Here is a 19,344-nt window from a genome sequence, read left to right as displayed (position 1 = left end):
GCTTCGCGACGCCACCTTCTCCCCGCCTGCGGGGAGAAGGCAGTTAGCGCGGCTCTAATCGTTCACGCGCTTCTTGTAGGCGACCGCGTCCATATCCCTGATATCGACGCTGAGGCTTTTGGTGTGCGGCAGCAGCAAAACCATTGCCGCGCGCAACGCCTCGCTCACGGCGACTTTCTGCTCGGGTGTGCGGCCCTCCAGCATCGAGACCGACAGGTGGCAGAAGCCTTCGGCCCGGCCGGCCATCAGGTGATGCGCATACGGGATCGCGCGCACCTTGATGTCGGCAGCCTTCATTACCCCGGTGGCGGCGCCGGCATTGTGCAACGCCTGCATCAGGCTGGCGATGTCGAGCGCGTCGCCATGGCCGTCGGTGGAATGTTCGATGACGATATGGGGCATGAGACGACAATTCCTGGTGCGTGTTCAATCTCGGACCTCATGGTGAGGAGGCGCTCTTGCGCCGTCTCGAACCATGAGTGTAGGGCTCCTCATCCTTCGAGACGCGGCCAAGTGGCCGCTCCTCAGGATGAGGGGACAGCGTTAAAGAAGCAGCGGCTTCACCGAATCCGCGGCATCGCGCAGCAGCGGCAGGAAGCGGTCGATCATTTCCCCGGTGGAGACGCGGTCCACATGGGCGCCCATATTGATGGCGGCGACGATGGCGCCATCGTAGCGCCGCACGGGCACGGAGATTGAGCGGAAGCCCGGTTCGGCCTCGCGGTCGACCAGCGAATAGCCTTTCTCGCGGTCGGTGATGATGGTGGCCTTCAGCAGTTCCTTGTCGATGACCGTGAACGGCGTCATTGCCACGAGGTCCATGGCATCCAGCGTCGCGGTGAGGTCGTCGTTGGAATACTTGCCCAACATGGCGCGGCCCACCGACGAGCAGAAGGCGGGCAGCCGATAGCCGAGATCGATGCCGGCAGAGAACACGCGCGCCGGGCTGGCGCGCGCGACGAAGATCACCTCGTGGCCCTCGAGCACGGCGAGTGAAGAAATCTCCTGCGCGTCGCTGGAAATGCTGTCGAGCACCGGCTGCAGGATGGTGACGACCTGATTGGAGGTCATGTAGGAGCCGGCCAGCGCCAGGACGCGCGGTGACAGCGCGAACAGCTTGCCGTCGCTGGTCACATAGCCTTTGCGTTCCAGCGTAAACAGGATGCGGCGCGCAGTGGCACGCGGCAGCTCGGCGGCCTTGGCGACGTCGCTCAGCGTCATCGGGCGCGAATGTGCGCCGAACAGTTCGAACACCCTCAAGCCCCGATCGAGGCTCTCGATGAAGTCGGTATTGCCGCGTTCGTCGTCGGGGCGCTTGATCTTGGGCATGAGCCGTGGGTCCGCCCTATTTGCCTGCTTCGAATTTTTTCAGATCGAATGACAGATCGGCGGCCTGTTCTGGTGTTGGCGACAGTGACGCGGTGATCAGGCGACGCGCGATCATCTGGTCGCCCGGCCGGTTGATACTGTCGACGGCGGTGAGCTTGCCGTCGCGATAGTAAAACACCGAGAACTTGCCATCATCCATCGACCCGCGGATCACCGCGCTGTCGGTCGGTGCGGAGAGGCCGACGATCTGCAGCTTGGCGTCATATTGATCCGACCAGAAACGCGGCACCGCGTCATAGGCTTCCGGCTTGCCGGCGATCATCGCGCCCACAGCCTTGCCCTGATCGGTGGCGTTCTGCACGGCTTCCAGCCTAACGCGGCGGCCGGCGAAGCCGTTGTGGTGATTGCTGACGTCGCCGGCGGCATAGATGTTCGGGGCGCTGGTCAGGCCATGTTCGTCGACATCGATGCCATTGGTACAAGTGATATCGGCCTGCGCGGCCAGCTCGTCATTGGCGATGCCGCCAATGCCGGCGACGATCAGGTCGGCGCGCACCCGCAGGCCGCTGGAGCAGACGACCTCATGCACGGCGCTGTTGCCTTCGATGGCAATGACGGATTCGTTGAAGCGGATGTCGAGGCCATGGGAGCGATGGCTATCCAGAAGGAATTGCGAGATCAGCGGCGATACCGCGCGCTCCAGCAGGCGCGACTGCGCCTCGATCAGCGTCACCTTCTTGCCGGCCTTGGCAGCAGTCGATGCCACTTCGAGGCCGATGAAGCCGCCGCCGACGATGACAACATCGTTGGCTGCTTCGAGCCGCGGCTTGAGATGCAGCGCGTCATCAAGGGTGCGCAGATAGACGATGCCGTCGCGCTCATGGCCGGGCACGCTGAGGCGCCGCGCGCGTGAGCCGGTGGCGATGACAAGCTGATCGAAAGGCAGGCTGTCGCCGCCGTCCAGTGCGATCCGGCCGGCTGCACGATCGAGCCCGATGGCGCGATGGCCGAGCACCAGTTCGATGCCCTGGGTCTTGAAATAGTCCTCGCCGCGGAGGAAAAGGCTGTTGTGCGCCACATCGCCGGACAGGAATGCCTTCGACAAGGGTGGACGCTGATAGGGCAGATGGATTTCATCGGCGACGATGCGGATCGGCGCCTGATAGCCCTTCTCGCGCGCGCTGATGCCGGCTTGGACGCCCGCATAAGAGGCGCCGATGATCACGAGGCCGCTCACGAGCGCGCTCCCTGGGTCCGATCCACACGCGAATTCAAAGTCTTCGACATCATCAGCTCCTGAATTGCGTCCGTATATTGAACAAGTGTTCGTTCTGCGCAAGGTGATGCTTTAGGCGTGAATTGCTGCATATGCTCAGTGACGCGGCAGATCCTGCTGCAAAATTCTGCTTGCCTGGAATTAGTCTAACGATAATATTCGCACATTCGTTCGTCTATTGAACATTGTTGATGGAGCGGCGAGATGCATCTGGGTGCGAAATGTCTGATTGCAGGAGCCATTGCAATTAGCGCCTCCGTCTTGCCGGCGGTGGCGCAGCAATCTGACCCGAACGCGCCCCAGGTCGTCCTGACGGGCGGCAAGATCCTCACCCTCGACGGCCAATCGACGATCGCGCAAGCGCTGGCCATCCGCGACGGCAAGATCCTCGCGGTCGGCAGTGACGCCGCGATCAAGCCGCTGGCCGGTCCGCAGACCCGGGTCATCGATCTCGCCGGCAAGTCGGTTGTCCCCGGCCTGATCGACACCCACGCGCATTTCAAGGCGGCCGGGCTCGGCGACTATGTGGTCAATCTCGGCGGCGCCAAGGACGTGGCCGGCGCGCTCGATCTCATTCGGGCGTTCGTTGCGAAGAAGCAGCCCGGCGCGTGGATCACGACCGGCGGCTGGCATCCGCCGTCGCAGCTGGCGGAAAAGCGCTACCTGACCCGCCAGGAACTCGATAGCGTGTCCCCCAACAATCCGGTCTATCTGCGGACCGTCGGTCATTTTTCGATGGCCAATTCGCTGGCGTTGCAGAAGGCGGGCATCAGCAAGAGCACGCCGGATCCAGCCGGCGGCGCGTTCGAGCGGGACGCGAGCGGCGACATCAATGGCGTGCTCGTCGAGACGGCGATTCCGCTGGTCGAGAACATCGTGCCGCCCTACACCGAAGACGAGGAGTTGCGGCAATATCGTCTCGCCGAGGCCGCGCTCAACCGCCTCGGTATCACCAGCGTCGTCGAGGGCGCGACAAGCGCGCGCGACACGCAGATCCTGCAAAAGCTCGCTCTGGCCGGCGATGCGACAGTGCGGGTCGGAACGATGTTTCGACCGGAGCCGCCCGCGGACTCCGCCGGTTGGGACGCCATCATGAGCGGCAACGGCGCCACGTCGGGCTTCGGCGACGATTGGCTGAAGCTCGGCGGCATCAAGATTTTCTACGACGGCGGCATGACCCTGAAGACGGCCATGATGCGCGAGGCCTATCCGGACTCGCATGACGATTATCATGGGATCGCGCAGGTCACGCCCGAGCGGCTGAAGCAGCTGGTGTCGATCGCCAACCTTCGCGGCTGGCGGGTCGGCGTTCATGTCGTCGGCGACCTCGGCGTCGATCAGGTGCTGGATGCGTTCGAAGCCGCCGACAAGGAAAAGTCGATCAAGGATCGCCGCTTCGTTTTGATCCATGCCAGCCTGATCCGCCCCGAACAGATGGAGCGGGCACGCCGCGTCGGGGCGCGGATCGATTTCCAGAACGCCTTCATGTGGGACAAGGCGGCGACGGTCGCGCGTTTCCTCGGCAGGCCGACCGCGGATCGTGCGGTCCCGACGCGCACTTTAATCGAGAAAATGGGACTGGAGAATCTCGGCGCCGGCACCGATTTCCCGGTCAATCCGCTGAACCCGTTCCTCACGATGTATATCATGGTGACGCGGAAGGACCCGGCCGGCCAGGTCTACGGCGCATCCGAAGCGATCGGGCGCGAACAGGCGCTTCGCCTCTATACTAGCGCGGCATCGCGCTACATGTTTGAGGAAACGCGGAAGGGGACGCTGGAGGCCGGCAAGCTGGCCGACCTCGTGGTGCTCTCCGCCGACTTCATGACGGTGCCGGACGACCAGATCAAGGACATCACCGCCGATATGACGATGGTCGGCGGCAAGATTGTATTTCAGCGATAAGCGGCGCATCGCCAGAGTTATAAAGGACATTTTGCCATGATGAGCCAAGAGCAGAACGACCTGATCACCCGTATCGGGCCCAAGACGCCCGCGGGCAAGCTGATGCGTCAGTACTGGCAGCCGGCGGCGCTGGTCGATGAGCTCGAAGGGGATCGTCCGATCCGTCCGGTCAAATTGCTCGGCGAAGATTTTGTCCTGTTCCGCGACGAGCAGGGCCGCTACGGCCTTTTGGATCGCGACTGCCCGCATCGCGGCGCTGATCTCGCTTTCGGTCGTCTCGAAGGTGGCGGCGTGCGCTGTGCGTTTCATGGCTGGCTGTTCGACGTCGAGGGCAAGTGCCTGGAAACGCCGGCCGAACCGAAGACTTCGAAGCTCTGCGCCGGCATCAAGCAGCGCGCATATCCCGTGGTCGAGAAGGGCGGCATTCTCTGGGCTTATCTGGGCGAGGGCGAGCCGCCGGCATTCCCGGAAATCGACTGCTTCGCGGCCCCCGGTCAGTACACCTTCGCCTTCAAGGGCCTGTTCGAATGCAACTGGCTGCAGGCGCTGGAGGTCGGCATCGATCCCGCCCATGCCTCGTTCCTGCATCGCTTCTTCGAGGACGAGGACGTCAAGGCGTCGTACGGCAAGCAGTTCCGCGGCGCCTCCGCGGGTACCGAACTGCCGATGACCAAGATCCTGCGCGAATATGATCGCCCGATCATCAATGTGGAATCGACCGAATACGGCCTGCGCCTGATTGCGCTGCGCGAGCTCGACGAGGAGCGTACCCATGTGCGCGTCACCAACCAGCTGTTCCCGCATGGCTTCGTCATCCCCATGAGCACGGAGATGACGATCACCCAGTGGCATGTGCCGGTGGATGACGAGAACTGCTATTGGTATGCGATCTTCACCAGCTACACGACGCCGGTCGACAAGAAGAAGATGACCGACCAGCGGCTCGAACTTTACGAGCTGCCGAACTACACCTCGCGCAAGAACAAGACCAACGACTACGGCTTCAATCCGCACGAGCAGAAGCACGAGACCTATACGGGCATGGGCGCCGACATCAACGTTCACGACCAGTGGGCGGTAGAGTCGATGGGCAAGATCCAGGATCGTACCCGTGAGCATCTTGGCTCCAGCGACAAGGCGATCGTCGCCTATCGCAAGCTGCTGCGTGCGGAGATCGAGAAGGTTGCCGGTGGCCAGAGGCCGATGATGTCTCTCGATGCGGACACCGCACGCAGCATTCAGGGCCCGGGCACCATGGATGGCATCGGGCCGACCAAAGGCTGGGAAACCTATTGGATGGAAGTCGACGTCGCCCGTCGTCGTGGTGCGCCATGGATGGCAGCCGCTCCGGCCGATCAGACCGAGCCGGGGTCCAATGTCATCCACCTGCCGGCGGCAGAGTGAAGATCGATCAGAACAGCCGCGGGAGAGTGCGTTGAGTTTCGTTGAACGTCACGGTTTGTGGTCCGCGGAGCAGAAGGAAGCAGCCGTCCGACTGCGCAGTATGGTCGAAGAGCATAAGCTCGAAGTGATCCGGCTGTCGTTTCCGGATCAGCACGGCATCCTGCGCGGCAAGACGCTAATCGCCAGCGAGGCATTGCGCTGTCTCGAAAGCGGTTGCTCGATCACCACGACCATGTTCGCCAAGGACACGTCGCACAAGACGGTGTTTCCGGTGTTCACCGCCGGCGGCGGCTTCGGCATTCCCGAAATGCAGGGCGCGGCCGACGTGTTGATGATCCCGGATCCGACCACGTTCCGGATCCTGCCATGGGCGCCGGAAACCGGCTGGGTGCTGTGCGACGTGCATTTCGCCGATGGCCGCCCGGTGCCGTTCGCGACGCGCAATCTCTACAAGAAGGTGCTCGGCGATCTCGGCAGCCGTGGTTACGATTTCGTCGCCGGTCTTGAAGTCGAATTTCATATCTTCAACGTCGAGAACAACCGCATGAAGCCGGAGGATGCCGGCCAGCCCGGCAATCCGCCGGAGGTCAGTCTGCTCTCGCACGGTTACAACTATCTCACCGAGCAGCGCTACGACCAGATGGAGCCGGTGCTCGAAATCATCCGGCGCGACGTGATCGCGCTTGGTCTCCCATTACGTTCGGTGGAGGTCGAATACGGCCCGAGCCAATGCGAATTCACTTTCGCGCCGACGGTGGGTCTGACACCGGCCGACAGCATGGTGCTGTTCCGCTCGGCCGTGAAACAGATCGCCCATCGCCACGGCTATCACGCCACCTTCATGTGCCGGCCGAAGATTCCGAATGTCGTGTCGTCTGGCTGGCATTTGCATCAGTCGATCGTGTCGCGTGCAACCGGCGCAAACGCGTTCATGCCGACCGAGGGCACGCAGCCGCTGTCATCGTTCGGGCAGGGCTATCTCGCGGGGCTTCTTACGCATGCGCGCGCGGCAACCGTATTCACGACACCGACCATCAACGGCTACAAGCGTTATCGCTCCTATTCGCTGGCGCCGGATCGGGCGATCTGGGGCCGCGACAATCGTGGCGCGATGCTGCGTGTGCTCGGCGGTGCGGGCGATTCCGCGACGCGCATCGAAAATCGCGTCGGCGAACCCGCCGCCAATCCCTATCTTTATATGTCGTCGCAGATCCTGTCGGGTCTCGACGGCGTCGATCGCAAGCTCGATCCGGGGCCGTCAGCCGACACGCCTTACGAGACCAATGCCGATCTGCTGCCGAAATCGCTCCGCGAGGCGACCTTCGCGCTCAAGGAAGATCCTTTCTTCCGCGAGAAGATGGGCGCGACGATGGTTGACTATTATACGCATATCAAGAATGCCGAGATCGATCGCTTCCAGGCGGAAGTCTCCGACTGGGAGCAGCGCGAATATTTCGAGATGTTCTGACGCGTCATTTCGGCGCGCTGATGCCGGATCAAACGAGCCATCTCGGCACGTTTATTGAATACAGGTTTGCCGAATAGCTTTCTTAACTTTCCAACGGGGACAACCGCAATGAACAGACGCAGCCAATCCATTCTTGCACTGGCCATTCTCGGCCTGATGACCGGCACGGCCTCCGCCGACACCATCAAGGTCGGCGTGATCGGCACCATGTCGGGCCCTTACGCGCTGTTTGGCAAGAACTTCAAGATGGGCATCGACGCCTGGGTCGCCGAGCATGGCACCAAAGCAGGCAAACATGATGTCGAATTCATCTATCGCGATGAAGAGAGCCCGAATCCCGCCAAGTCAAAGGCGCTGGCGCAGGAGCTGCTGGTCAAGGACAAGGTGCAATACCTCGCTGGCGTCTATTTCACGCCGAACGCGATGGCCATCGCGCCGCTGCTGGAAGAATCCAAGACGCCGCTGATTGTGATGAATGCGGCGACCTCGTCGATCGTCGAGAAGAGCCCCTATATCGTCCGTACCTCGTTCACGATGTGGCAGAACACCGTGCCTGCCGCGAAAATTGCGTTAAAGAACGGCGCCAAGAAGGTGGCCATCGCGGTCAGCGATTACGGTCCGGGTGTGGATGCTGAAGCGGCATTCAAGAAGACGTTCGAAGGTGAGGGCGGCGCGGTGGTCGAAGCAGTTCGCATTCCGCTCGCCACCACCGACTTCAGCCCGATCATGCAGCGCATCAAGGATTCCGGCGCGGACACCATCTTCACCTTCCTGCCATCCGGCCCGCCGACGCTGGGTTTCGTCAAGGCCTATATCGACAACGGGTTGAAGGCCGGCGGAGTCAAGCTGATGTCGACCGGTGACGTCGTCACCGAGCCGGATCTGCCGAACATCGGCGATGCCGGCATCGGTATCCTCTCGACCTATCACTATTCGGTGTCGCACGACTCCAAGGAAAACGCGGCCTTCCTTGCCACCATCAAGAAGGGCGGCGGCAACCTCGACGAAGTCACCATGACGTCGGTCGCGGCCTATGACGGCGCGCGCCTGATCTACAAGATGATCGAGGCCACCGATGGCAAGCGCGATGCCGCCAAGGCGGTCGATGCCGTCAAGGACATGAAGTGGGTCTCGCCGCGCGGTCCGGTGTCGATCGATCCCACCACGCGTCACATTCGTCAGAACGTCTATCTGCGCAGCGTGGAGAAGGTGGACGGCAAGCTGATCAACAAGGAGAGCCAGACCTTCGCCGATCAGCCGGACTGGGCGCTGAGCACAAAGTAGGCGATGCCGGGGATTCCGCCTCGTTGCGGAATCCCCCTCTTTCTGCGACATCGTCGCGCGAGATGAGATTTCCTTCGACATGATTAGCCGCGCGCGCTCGCTTCGATTGATCAACGCCCGCATCTATCGTTCTGCCTGGGATGAAGCCCCCGCGGACAGCATCGTCGTCAGCGATGGCAAGGTGGTCTGGATTGGTGCAGCGGATGTTGCGCCGTCCGCTGACGAGACGATCGATCTCGCGGGCGCCACCGTCATTCCCGGCCTCACCGACGCGCATATTCATCTGTTCGCCATCGCCCATGCCCGACTGCAGGTGCCGGTGACGCCGCGCGATGCGCCCACCATATCCGATGTGCTTGATTTGCTGGTTGCGCGTGCGCGCGCCATTTCCTGTGATAAGTGGGTCTACGGCGCGGGCCTCGATGAGAACGGGCTGGCGGAACATCGGCTGCCGACACGGGCGGAGATCGATGCCGTCATTTCCGATCACCCGGTGCTGATCCGCCGCTTCTGCGGTCATGTCGCCGTCGTCAACAGTGCCGCGCTGCGATTGCTGGGCATCGATGACGCCACTGCCGATCCGGAAGGTGGCACATTCGGGCGTTCCGAGGATGGTGGATTGGATGGGAGCGCCAAAGAAGGCGCAGCCGAATTGATATTCCGTGCTGCGCCGCCGATGGATCGAAATGAGCTCACCGCGGCTCTGCGCGCGACAATTGCCGATAGCGCCAGGTTAGGTCTTGTTGCTGTCGTAGAAGCCGCGGTCGGCTTCACCGTCGGCTTCGATGATGAAGTCGCGATCTGGAACGAGATCCGCGCAAATGGCGATGTGCTGCCAATGCGGCTCGGCTTCATGAACCAGCTCGACCCGGCTGAAGCGGCGGCGCGTGGGCTGGTGCCGACGCAAGACGCCGACTGGCAGTCGATGACGCTGAAATATTTCGCCGATGGCATTGTCGGCGCGCGAACTTCGGCGGTGAGCGAGGATTTCTTCGATACGCCGTCCCGCGGCATGTTCATGCGCGATACAACCGAACTGCAGCGCGTGATCGCCGAGGCACATGAGGACGGCTGGCAAGTCGCCGTTCATTGTACCGGCGATCGCGGTATCGACTGTATCATCGAAGCCTATGAGACGGCGCAGGCGGCACATCCCCGCGCCGATGTCCGGCACCGCATTGAACATTACTTCGTGCCGCCCGCCGGTGGGCTGGCGCGGATGAAGGCATTGGGCGCGCTCGTCGTCACCCAGCCAAGTTTTCTCACCCGGATGCGGCGCTCGATTGCCGGCGCCTTCGGTCCGCGTGCCGATCGTTGCTATCCGGGCCGTTCGGTGATCGACGCGGGTGTCACTTACATCGCAAGCTCAGATGCGCCGACCGGGTCGTGGTCGCCGTGGGATGGCATCGCCGATGCGGTGAGCCGCGCCTCGGACAGCGGTGCGCCGATCGGGCAGGGGGAAGCCATCAGCGTCCGCGAAGCCATTCACAGCTATACGGTCGGTGGCGCTATCGCGATGAGGCAGGAAGACTGGCGCGGCACGCTGATGCCGGGCATGGCGGCCGATCTGATCGCCCTTGATCGCGATCCCTTCGCCGCCGACTGCCTCCCTCTGAAAGAGACGAAGGTGCTGCTCACCATGATGCGCGGCGCTGTCGTCCATGACGCCATGCCGCAGTTTCCGAAATGGCGCTCGGGCGCTGCTTCGGCATAGGATCAATCATGCGTACCGTCTTCAGCATCATGACCGACGCCGTCGCCTATGGGATGGTGCTGTTCATCATTTCCATCGGCCTGTCCATCATGATGGGGCTGATGCGCGTCGTGAACCTCGCCCATGGCGCTTTCGCCATGATTGGCGGCTATCTGGCCTCTTATGCGATCCGCGACCTGCATGTGCATTACAGCGTCGCGATCCTGATGGCGGTAGTCGGCACCATCATCGTGTCGATCCCGTTCGAGATTCTGCTGTATCGCCGGATCTACCGGAAGTCCGATCCGCTGATTCAGGTGCTGATGACCATCGGCATCACGTTCTTCATCATCGGCATCGTCAATTTCATCTTCGGCCCGTCGCTGAAATCGATTCCGCTGCCACAGACCCTCAGTGGTCCGCTCGATATCGGTTTCCGCATGCTGCCGACCCATCGCATCTTTGTCATCGCCTGCGGCGCGGTTACGGCGCTGGCGCTGTGGCTGCTGATCGAGAAGACGGAGTTCGGAATCAAGCTACGCGCCTCGGTCGATCATAGTGGTATGGCGGACGCCTTGGGCATCCGCACCGAAATCATCTATGCAGTGACCTTCGCGCTGGCGATCGGGCTCGGCGCATTCGGTGGCGTGGTCGGCGCGGAGATCCTGCCGATCGAACCGTTCTATGCACTGCGCTATATGGTGACGTTCCTCGTCGTCGTCTCTGTCGGCGGCGCAGGCTCGATCCTTGGTGCTCTGTCGGCGTCGCTCCTGCTCGGCCTCGCCGACACCACCGGCAAATATCTCGCGCCGGAGTTCGGCGACTTCTTCTTCTATCTGTCGGTGATCGTCGTCGTGTTCCTGTTTCCGCATGGCCTATTTGGCAGGTCGCACGCATGAGCGAGATCGTCGCGACCCAGGTTCCGCACAAGCGCAGCATTCCCTTCGGTCAGGAGGCGGCAGGTGCGCTGAGTATCATCGTGCTCGGTGCCATCGGCTACTTTCTGTATCCGGACGATCTGGCGTTCCTGACGCGGCTGATCGGCATCGCATTCCTGGTGCTGTCGCTCGATCTGGTCACCGGTTATTGCGGCGTCGCCACCCTCGGCCATGCCGCGCAATTCGGCGTCGGCGCCTATGCCGCCGGCATTGCTTGCGTGCGTGGCATCACCGATCCCGTCGCGTTGCTGGCGATCGGTGTATTCGCGGGAACGGTCATGGGGCTGATCTCCGGCGCGCTGATCACGCGGTTTCGCGGACTGCCGCAACTGGTGCTGTCGATTGCTGTGGGGCAATTGGTCGCCGCACTTGCCAACAAGCTGTCGTGGCTGACGGGCGGCAGCGACGGCCTGTCAGGCATTACACCGGGCAAGGTGTTCGGCATCTTCAATTTCGACATGTACAGCCGCACGGCATTTTTGTTCTCGCTGGGCGTGCTGGTCATTGTGTTCGTGCTGCTGCAGCGTTTCGTGCGCTCACCGTTTGGTCTGATGTGCCGCGGCATCAAGGACGACGATCTGCGCGCCAGGATGATCGGCGTCTCGATCTATCCGCGCCTTGTCGTGATGTATGGCGTCGCTGGTGCCGTTGCCGGGATCGGTGGAGCGCTGACGGCGATCAGCACCGGCGTCGTCGGTCTCGATAGCGTCAGCTTCGAGCGCTCGGCGGAAGTACTGGTCATGCTGGTGCTTGGCGGTGCAGGGCATCTGTGGGGCGCGCTGGCGGGGACGATCATCTTCATGATCTTCGAGCATATCGTGGCCGCCGCCAATCCGTTCCACTGGATGACGCTGGTCGGCCTGCTGCTGATCCTGATTGTGGTGTTCGCGCCGCGCGGGCTTATCGAACCGGTGTTGTCGCTGGCCTCCCGCTTCAAGCGCAAGGGAGAGGCGGCATGACCAATCTCCTCGAAGCCCGTGGCGTGTCGTGCTCGTTCGGCGGTCTGCATGTGACGCGCGACGTCAATTTCAAATTGACTGCCGGCGACCGCGTCGCGCTGATCGGCCCGAACGGTGCTGGCAAGACCACGCTGGTCAATCTGATCACCGGCGACATTGCGCCGAGCGAAGGCCAGTTCTTCATGGGCGGTGACGAGATCACCGGTCTCAGCATTCCCGATCGCGTGCGTCGCGGTCTGGTGCGCACGTTCCAGACCACGCGGCTGTTTGCCAATCTCACCGTCGCCGACAATGTCGCGCTGGCGATCATGCAGCGCAAGCGAATCTCGCGCCGGTTTTTCTCGAGCTCGACGGAGCTGCCGGAAGTCCGCGCAGAATGGAGCGAGATTCTGAGCCATCTTGGCCTCGCCAAGCTCGCTTATCGCAAGGTCGTGGAGCTCGCTTACGGACAGCAGCGCCTGATCGAGCTGGCCATCGGCCTTGCGCTGCATCCGAAGGTGCTTCTGCTCGACGAGCCCGCCGCCGGCGTGCCGCATGACGAGGCGCCCAAGATCCTTGAGGCGATCAATCGGCTGCCACCTGATATCGCCGTGTTAATGATCGAGCACGACATGGATCTGGTGTTCAAGTTTGCCAGGCGCGTACTGGTGCTGGCGGCCGGGCGGTTGATCTTCGAGGGATCGCCCGATGAGGTCACCGCCGATCACGAAGTGCGCCGCGCGTATTTGGGGAGCTATGCCGATGCCCGCCGCGCCACTTGATATCCAGAACCTGAGCGCCGGCTACGGCCCGACGCGGATCATCGAGGGCATTTCGTTCTCGGTGAAAGCAGGGGATCGTCTCGCCGTGCTCGGCCGCAACGGCATGGGCAAGACCACGCTGCTGGCGACGCTGATGGGCCTGACGACTCGTCACGGCGGCGAGATCAGGATCGGCGACCAAGACGTCACGGCCAAGCGGACCTCGGCGCGCGCCGATCTCGGGATCGGCTATGTGCCGCAGACCCGCGACATTTTCGCCTCGCTGACGGTGGAGGAGAATCTGCGCACGGGGCTGAAGGGGCGGCCGGCGTCGGCGCTCGATGAAGCCTATGCGATGTTCCCGCGGCTGCGCGAACGCCGCGGCAATTACGGCAAGCAGCTGTCAGGCGGCGAGCAGCAGATGCTGTCGATGGCCCGGACACTGCTGGGCAAGCCGTCGATCCTGTTGCTGGACGAGCCGCTGGAAGGCCTCGCGCCCGTGATCTGCGACGAGCTGATGGCATTGCTGGCGAAGCTGGCCGCCACCAGTGAAGTCACCATCATTCTGGTCGAGCAGCAAATCGAGCGCGCGCTGGATTTCGCGAGCAGCGTCATGGTGATGGAGCGTGGCCGCACCAGCTGGAGCGGTACACCGGATGTGCTGACTGCCGACCGCGCGCTGGTCGATCGGCTGGTCGGCGTCGGCATTCACTAAATTTCGGATTGGCGCGCCGCCCGGCGCGTCAGGCCCGAAAGATCGTGATCCCCAATACCAGCAGCACGATGCAGATCACGAGGAAGATATAAAAAAGTACGCGTGCGACATCCGCCGTGGCGGCGGAAATGCCGGTAAAGCCGAACAGGCCGGCGGCGACGGAAATCAGAAAGAAGATCAGCGCCCATTTCAGAAGGCTCATCGGGGAACTCCGGTTGCAGCAATTCCGGAACGCCGCGCTGCGAGATTTGGTTCCGGCTCGCAACCAAAGCTGCCGCACCTACCTAGCTCGCTAATGCGGCACCGGTCCGGGGGAGGCGTAGCAGCCTACTAATTAGGCAGCGCAAAGGTATTGGTTAGCATTTTAAACCCGCCCTTAACCAAAACATCCCTAATGAATGGATAGTAGACCTGCTCCCCGCAGTGGATTTGTGGTTCGGGGGACAAAGGGTTCAGTATGCGTGTCGCGGTCGGTCATGGGTGGTTGCGCTGGGTGAGCACCGTTACGGCGCAGGGATGTGCGGTGCCAGCGCCCCGTAGTAAAGTCTGACGCGCATGTTCACCAAACGCGCCATCGTTACGAATACGGAAGCCGCCGATGGCGCGGCGGGCGAGAGCCCGCTGCTCAGGGTTTGGCGCAATCGTAGCCTGTTCGGTGCTGTGTTTCTCGGCGTGATGATCCTGACGGTCATTGCGCTGGTTGTGCTGCCGGTGCGCTATCTCGCCACAGGTTCGGTGATCGTTGCCGAGCAGGAGCCCAGCAATAGCAATGCATCCGCCGCCTGGGCGCAGAAGATCGGCGACCCCGCCGACGTCGAAAGCCAACTGCTGATTGCGCGCTCGCCGCGGGTGATGCGGCTCGCCATGCAGCAGCCGGGCGTCACGGAAGCCGCGATTGAAGAGTGTCAGAGCAGGAGCAGCAGCTCCACCTGCGAAAAGATGAAGACTGATACGGCGGCGCTGATCGACTATGTGTCGGGAAATTTCGCGATCGGTGCTGTCGGACGTTCGCGCGTCATCAATATCTCCTACACTTCGTCGATCCCCGAAGTCGCGCAGAAGATGGCGAATGCGCTGACCAATGCGTTTCTCGACGAGCAGCGGACATCGGGTGCGAGCAGCCGCGAGGTTGCCGCGTCCTATCTCTGGAAGGAAGCCAAGCAGCTGGATGCAGAGTTGCGGGATGCCGATGCCAAGATCCAGGCATTTCGCCGCAACAAGGGCTTGATGCGCGGATCGCTGGCGCCGATCAGCTCGGAGCGGCTGAGCAGCATCAGCCAGCAGCTGTCGACCGCCGAAACCGCGCGTGCCGATGCGCTCGCCCGCCTGCAGGAGATCAAGGCCAATCAGGCCCGTGCTGTGGACTCGCCTTCCGTGCTGTCGAACCGCTCCATCGCCGATCTCAAGCAGCAGCTCACGGTTGTCACTGCGCAGCTCGCCAGCCAGGCCAATGTGCTGGGGCCGCGGCATCCGTCGCTGCGTGCGCTGGAGCAGGAGCAGTCCGCGATCAAGGAGCGCATGGCCACGGAAGTGGCCAGCATTGCCGCCAGCGCGCAGAAGGCGTTCGACGCCAATGATGCCCTCGTGAACGCGCTTAAAAAGCAGATGGATGCCGTGAAGGCTGAAGTCGGTTCGGCGACATCGGACGAAGCCTCGATTGAGAGCATGGTCCGCAGCACCGAGATCAAGCGCCAGCAATATGCCGATCTCTACAAGCGCGCCAGCGAACTCGAAACCGAGCGGCGCGTGCTGATTGGCAATACACGACTGGTCAGCCTTGCCGAACTGCCGACCAAGCCGTTTTTCCCGAAGAAAATTCCGTTCCTGGCCGCTGGCGGCACGCTCGGCCTGCTGCTCGCATTCGTCGCAGCTTTCTTCGGCGATCGCGTCAATCTTGCGGGTCTGTCCCGGCTGCGGACGGCAACTATTCGCCCGGTGCGTGCAGCCGCGCCTGCCGCCGCTGCGTCTGCCGCCGTAGCTGCACCTGTCGCAGTCGCTGCACCGGTCGCTCCGGCCCCTGTTCAGGCGACTGCCCCCGTGACGCCGCGTCCCGGACCGCCACTGCCGACGTCGTCATCGGAATTGGCCGTCGTCACCGGCGCGCCCGTTCTGGCACGATTGCCGACCGTCAAGCGCGATCCATCGGAATCGCCGATCGGTGCGATCCTCACGGCGCAGTCCGGCGCCTCGCTGTCGCGTGCGCTGCCGCTCGCGCTGCAGGATCGGCACTATCAGGATGCACTCCGCGATCTGGCGACGGGCCTGCTGACGTCGAACGACACCAGGACACGCCGCAAGATTCTGGTCGCGTCGCCGACGACGGCCGAGGGCAAAACGTTTCTGACCCTGACTCTGGCGCAATATCTCGCAACGGCAGGCCGCAGCGTGCTGGTGATCGAATGCGATTTCGGCGCGCCGAAGTTCGAAACAGCCTTGGGCTTGCGCAGCAGCATGGGGCTGCAGGGAATTCTGCGCGGCGACATCACGCCGCGCGAAGCGGTGGTCCGCACCGCGACTCCCAATCTCGACGTCATTCCTGCCGGGCCGTTCTCGGCATCCGCCGAATTGCTGATGCGTAAACCGCTCGGCGATCTCCTGCTCTGGAGCCAGATCTACGACGTTGTCCTGATCGACGCGCCGTCGCCGGGCATCCAGACCGATCTGGGCGTGCTGGCCAGGCAGGTCGATGGCGTGCTGCTCTGCATGCGTTCCGGCCGCTCCTCGATCGGGCAGGCAGTGGCGACATCCAGTGCGATCCGTGTCGCGGGCGGCAGCGTCTTCGGCATTGCCGTCACGATGATGCCGGACGCCAATACGCCGAGCGGCACAGACCGGGTTTCGAATAATGCCTATGCCGGAGCGACGTGATGCCCGCTCCCAGCGTTCTGTTCGTCTGCCATACGGGCTCGATCTCCGGCGCTGAGCTCGTTCTGATCGATCTCGTTCAGCCATGGGTAGGCGAGGCGGCCTTCCTGTTCGAGGATGGCCCGCTGCATCAGGCGCTTGCAGCCAAGGGCCTGAAGGTGCGTGTGTCGCGCTGGGGCGAGGGGCTCTCGGATGTCAGGCGCGACAGCTCAATCCTGAAAGCCTTTCCGCTGATTGGTCGGCTCGGGGCCATCATTGCCGAATTGACGCGCGAGGCGCGCCGTCATGACGTTGTCTATGCGAATTCGCAGAAGGCCTTTGTGTTATCGGCCGTCGCCGCCACGCTGGCGCGGCGTCCGCTGATCTGGCACCTGCACGATATCATCAGCAGTGAGCATTTCGGCGCCACGCAGCGCCGCGTGCAGGTGGCGCTGGCGAATTATTGTACGGCAAAAGTGGTCGTTCCTTCGCAAGCTGCTGCAGATGCCTTCATTGCGCAAGGTGGCCGCAAGGAGCTGGTCGCGATCGTGCCCAACGGTCTTGATGTGCCGCCGGACGCCAGCACGCCGCTTGAGATCAGGCGCGAGTTGAAATTGCCTGAAGGACCGCTCGTCGGCGTCTTCAGCCGCCTCGCGGCCTGGAAGGGCCAGCATATCGTGTTGCAGGCTCTGGTAAAGACGCCGGGCGTCAGCTGTATTATTGCAGGGGCTGCGCTGTTTGGCGAAGAGCCTTATGCCGAGAAGCTCAACCGGATGGTGGCGGATCTCGGTCTCGGCGATCGCGTGCATTTCCTTGGCCAGCGCAACGACGTGCCGCGGCTGATGCGCGCCGTCGATGCGATGATCCATCCCTCGATCGATCCCGAACCGTTTGGCCGAACGCTGGTCGAAGCCATGCTCGCCGATGTGCCTGTGATTGCGACGGATGCCGGTGCGGCGTCTGATATTCTCGAAGCCGGCAAGGCCGGGACGCTGGTGCCGCCAGGGGACGCCGATGCGCTGGCCGCCGCTATTACCAAGGTCATGTCGCGCCCGCCTGAACTGGCGGGCCAGTTGCACTATGCCGAAGCGCGAGCGCGCTCGCATTACAGCGTCGATCAGATGCTGCAGACAGTCTCGGGCCTGATCGGGCGAGCGGCTGCCGGAGCGCCCGTGTGACCGCGTATCGCCGTTCAGTTTGCAATTTGAGTTCTCGGACGGTCCCTGATCGGACCACAGCGGCGCGCTTATGAGCGGCGCTCGGCACTCGACGCGGAAGTTTACAGCCATTCTCATCAGCGGTGCGCTGACCAGCAAGCTACTGGGCTTCGGCCGCGAGATCCTGATGGCGCAAGTGCTTGGCGCTTCGCTGGTCGCCGACGGCTTTCGTGGTGCGATCACGGCGGTAATGCTGCCGTTGGCCTTCCTGCAGAACGAGACCGTTCCCGCCGTGATGATCCCGATGCACCGGGATGCGCTGAAGGAGGGCAACGGACCTCAGCGCCTCGGCGCCATGACGGTGGCGATCACCGGCATCGCCATGATCCTGATGGTTGGGTTACAGGCGCTCGGCGAGCGGGCCGTGGACGCGCTGGTCGGTGGCTTTTCGGCGGAGGGGCGTAGCCTCACTCTCGACTTCATTCGCATCATGGCGCTGGGCATGCCGGCCTCGGCGATGATCAACGTGCTGGCTGCAGGCGAAATCGCGCTCGGTCGGACCCGCTTGACGAATATCCGCGCCAGCATCCTGAACGTCGCCGTGCTGATGGGCATTGCCCTCGTTGCTGTGTCCGGCAACTTTCATACACTGGCCTGGTCGTTCTCGGCTGCCTTCAACGCGCTCGGCGCCTGGGGGCTCTACACGATGTGGCGCGAGGGCGTGCTCAGCTTCAAGGGCCTGTCGCTGTCATCAGTGCTGGCGTCAGGCCGCGAATTCTTTCGTCGGCTGCGACCGCTGCTCGCGCTACCGGTCGCCGAACAGGCCAATGTCTGGATCGAACGCCTGCTTGCATCGCGGGTCGGGACCGGTGCAGTGGCCTCGCTGGACTATGCACGCACGCTGACCGAAAGCGCGTTGCTGCTGATCAGCCAGCCGGTCGGGCTGGCGGTGTTGTCCAGCCATCCACCAAAGGACGTCGGCGCGCAGATCGAAGGGATCGCTCGGCCTATTCTCGCACTCGCGGTGCCGGCATCGGTCTTTCTCGCCATGTTCGCGCCGGAGATCGTGCGGCTGGTTTTTCTGCGCGGCGCCTTCAACGAGCAGGCGCTGTTCCTGACCAGTCAGGCCTTGCGCGGCATCGCGCTTGGCCTATGGGCTGCGACGCTTGGCTGGATCCTGATCCGCATCCTCAATGGCGCAGGCCGGAATTTTGCGGCCGCTGCCATCATCGTCACTGCCTATCTGGTTAATATCGTAGTTAACCTTCTCACCTCATACCTGCCCACGGCGCATGAATGGGGCACCTTGTTGCTTGGACTGGGTGAAGCCGCCCGTGGTATCGTTCTTCTGGCTGGCGTCATGATCGTCCTGGGGTCCCGGCGCAAGCTGCTCTACCTGATGTTTCTCGCGTGTTTCCCGGCAGCGCTGATGGCACTCTTCAGCTGGCAAATTCATGAGGTTCTGACGGGCCCGTGGCAGCGGCTTTTCGCCGGTGGCTTTGCCTATCTGGTCTGCCTCGCGCTGTCTGTCGCGATGCTGATGCCGGGCGTCTACATTGCGGCATTTGCGCGCGTCCGGGGGCGCTTGTGATTTTGATATGCGTTTTTGTATTAGAGAGTGCCTTGATCGTC

16 protein-coding genes are annotated in these 19,344 nt (G+C 62.7%); 12 read left to right on the top strand and 4 right to left on the bottom strand.

Going from position 1 to position 19,344, the window contains the following annotated elements; genetic code table 11:
• Positions 1-54: 54 nt before the first annotated feature.
• From AC1DUY_RS25765 to AC1DUY_RS25755, 3 genes are all read right to left on the bottom strand, one after another.
• Positions 55-402, bottom strand: a complete 348-nt coding sequence (locus AC1DUY_RS25765) for a 5-carboxymethyl-2-hydroxymuconate Delta-isomerase (protein ID WP_089265362.1) — start codon at positions 400-402, stop codon at positions 55-57.
• Positions 403-543: 141 nt separating this feature from the next.
• Complete coding sequence (locus AC1DUY_RS25760) at positions 544-1,329, bottom strand: IclR family transcriptional regulator domain-containing protein (protein ID WP_089265361.1); 786 nt, start codon at positions 1,327-1,329, stop codon at positions 544-546.
• 16 nt (positions 1,330-1,345) lie between these two features.
• Positions 1,346-2,566, bottom strand: coding sequence for an NAD(P)/FAD-dependent oxidoreductase (locus AC1DUY_RS25755; protein ID WP_175368346.1), 1,221 nt, complete (start codon positions 2,564-2,566; stop codon positions 1,346-1,348).
• A gap of 243 nt (positions 2,567-2,809) precedes the next feature.
• Between AC1DUY_RS25755 and AC1DUY_RS25750 the strand changes: the two genes are divergently transcribed.
• The 9 genes from AC1DUY_RS25750 to AC1DUY_RS25710 all read left to right on the top strand — a co-directional run bounded on the left by AC1DUY_RS25750 (position 2,810) and on the right by AC1DUY_RS25710 (position 13,711).
• A complete protein-coding gene (locus tag AC1DUY_RS25750; protein WP_120291656.1) occupies positions 2,810-4,510 on the top strand; it encodes an amidohydrolase in 1,701 nt (566 codons plus the stop codon).
• A gap of 36 nt (positions 4,511-4,546) precedes the next feature.
• Positions 4,547-5,914, top strand: coding sequence for an aromatic ring-hydroxylating dioxygenase subunit alpha (locus tag AC1DUY_RS25745; protein ID WP_478118044.1), 1,368 nt, complete (start codon positions 4,547-4,549; stop codon positions 5,912-5,914).
• 31 nt (positions 5,915-5,945) lie between these two features.
• On the top strand, positions 5,946-7,382 hold the full coding sequence (locus AC1DUY_RS25740) for a glutamine synthetase family protein (RefSeq protein WP_120291652.1): 1,437 nt from the start codon (positions 5,946-5,948) through the stop codon (positions 7,380-7,382).
• Positions 7,383-7,490: 108 nt separating this feature from the next.
• Positions 7,491-8,666, top strand: coding sequence for an ABC transporter substrate-binding protein (locus AC1DUY_RS25735; RefSeq protein ID WP_089265356.1), 1,176 nt, complete (start codon positions 7,491-7,493; stop codon positions 8,664-8,666).
• 79 nt (positions 8,667-8,745) lie between these two features.
• Complete coding sequence (locus AC1DUY_RS25730; protein WP_478118041.1) at positions 8,746-10,380, top strand: amidohydrolase; 1,635 nt, start codon at positions 8,746-8,748, stop codon at positions 10,378-10,380.
• A gap of 8 nt (positions 10,381-10,388) precedes the next feature.
• Positions 10,389-11,258, top strand: coding sequence for a branched-chain amino acid ABC transporter permease (locus tag AC1DUY_RS25725; RefSeq protein ID WP_093757322.1), 870 nt, complete (start codon positions 10,389-10,391; stop codon positions 11,256-11,258).
• On the top strand, positions 11,255-12,256 hold the full coding sequence (locus tag AC1DUY_RS25720) for a branched-chain amino acid ABC transporter permease (protein WP_478118039.1): 1,002 nt from the start codon (positions 11,255-11,257) through the stop codon (positions 12,254-12,256). Before AC1DUY_RS25725 ends, AC1DUY_RS25720 begins: the two co-directional genes overlap by 4 nt.
• Positions 12,253-13,017, top strand: coding sequence for an ABC transporter ATP-binding protein (locus tag AC1DUY_RS25715; RefSeq protein WP_478118037.1), 765 nt, complete (start codon positions 12,253-12,255; stop codon positions 13,015-13,017). Before AC1DUY_RS25720 ends, AC1DUY_RS25715 begins: the two co-directional genes overlap by 4 nt.
• Positions 12,998-13,711: an ABC transporter ATP-binding protein gene (locus tag AC1DUY_RS25710; RefSeq protein WP_116662762.1), complete on the top strand. Its 714-nt coding sequence runs from the start codon at positions 12,998-13,000 to the stop codon at positions 13,709-13,711. Before AC1DUY_RS25715 ends, AC1DUY_RS25710 begins: the two co-directional genes overlap by 20 nt.
• A gap of 28 nt (positions 13,712-13,739) precedes the next feature.
• Here the strand turns inward: AC1DUY_RS25710 and AC1DUY_RS25705 are convergent, their stop codons facing one another.
• Positions 13,740-13,913, bottom strand: coding sequence for a DUF1328 domain-containing protein (locus tag AC1DUY_RS25705; protein WP_089265352.1), 174 nt, complete (start codon positions 13,911-13,913; stop codon positions 13,740-13,742).
• Between the two features lie 353 nt (positions 13,914-14,266).
• Between AC1DUY_RS25705 and AC1DUY_RS25700 the strand changes: the two genes are divergently transcribed.
• From AC1DUY_RS25700 to AC1DUY_RS25690, 3 genes are all read left to right on the top strand, one after another.
• Positions 14,267-16,579 carry a GumC family protein gene (locus tag AC1DUY_RS25700; protein ID WP_478118035.1) on the top strand — a complete coding sequence of 771 codons (2,313 nt, stop codon included), beginning with the start codon at positions 14,267-14,269 and terminating at the stop codon, positions 16,577-16,579.
• On the top strand, positions 16,579-17,733 hold the full coding sequence (locus AC1DUY_RS25695; protein ID WP_478118033.1) for a glycosyltransferase family 4 protein: 1,155 nt from the start codon (positions 16,579-16,581) through the stop codon (positions 17,731-17,733). Before AC1DUY_RS25700 ends, AC1DUY_RS25695 begins: the two co-directional genes overlap by 1 nt.
• Before the next feature lie 70 nt (positions 17,734-17,803).
• Positions 17,804-19,303, top strand: coding sequence for a lipid II flippase MurJ (locus AC1DUY_RS25690; RefSeq protein ID WP_478118031.1), 1,500 nt, complete (start codon positions 17,804-17,806; stop codon positions 19,301-19,303).
• Positions 19,304-19,344 lie beyond the last annotated feature (41 nt).

This window comes from Tardiphaga sp. P4_G1 (assembly GCF_056401215.1).
This window is presented reverse-complemented; position numbering and strand designations above follow the sequence as displayed.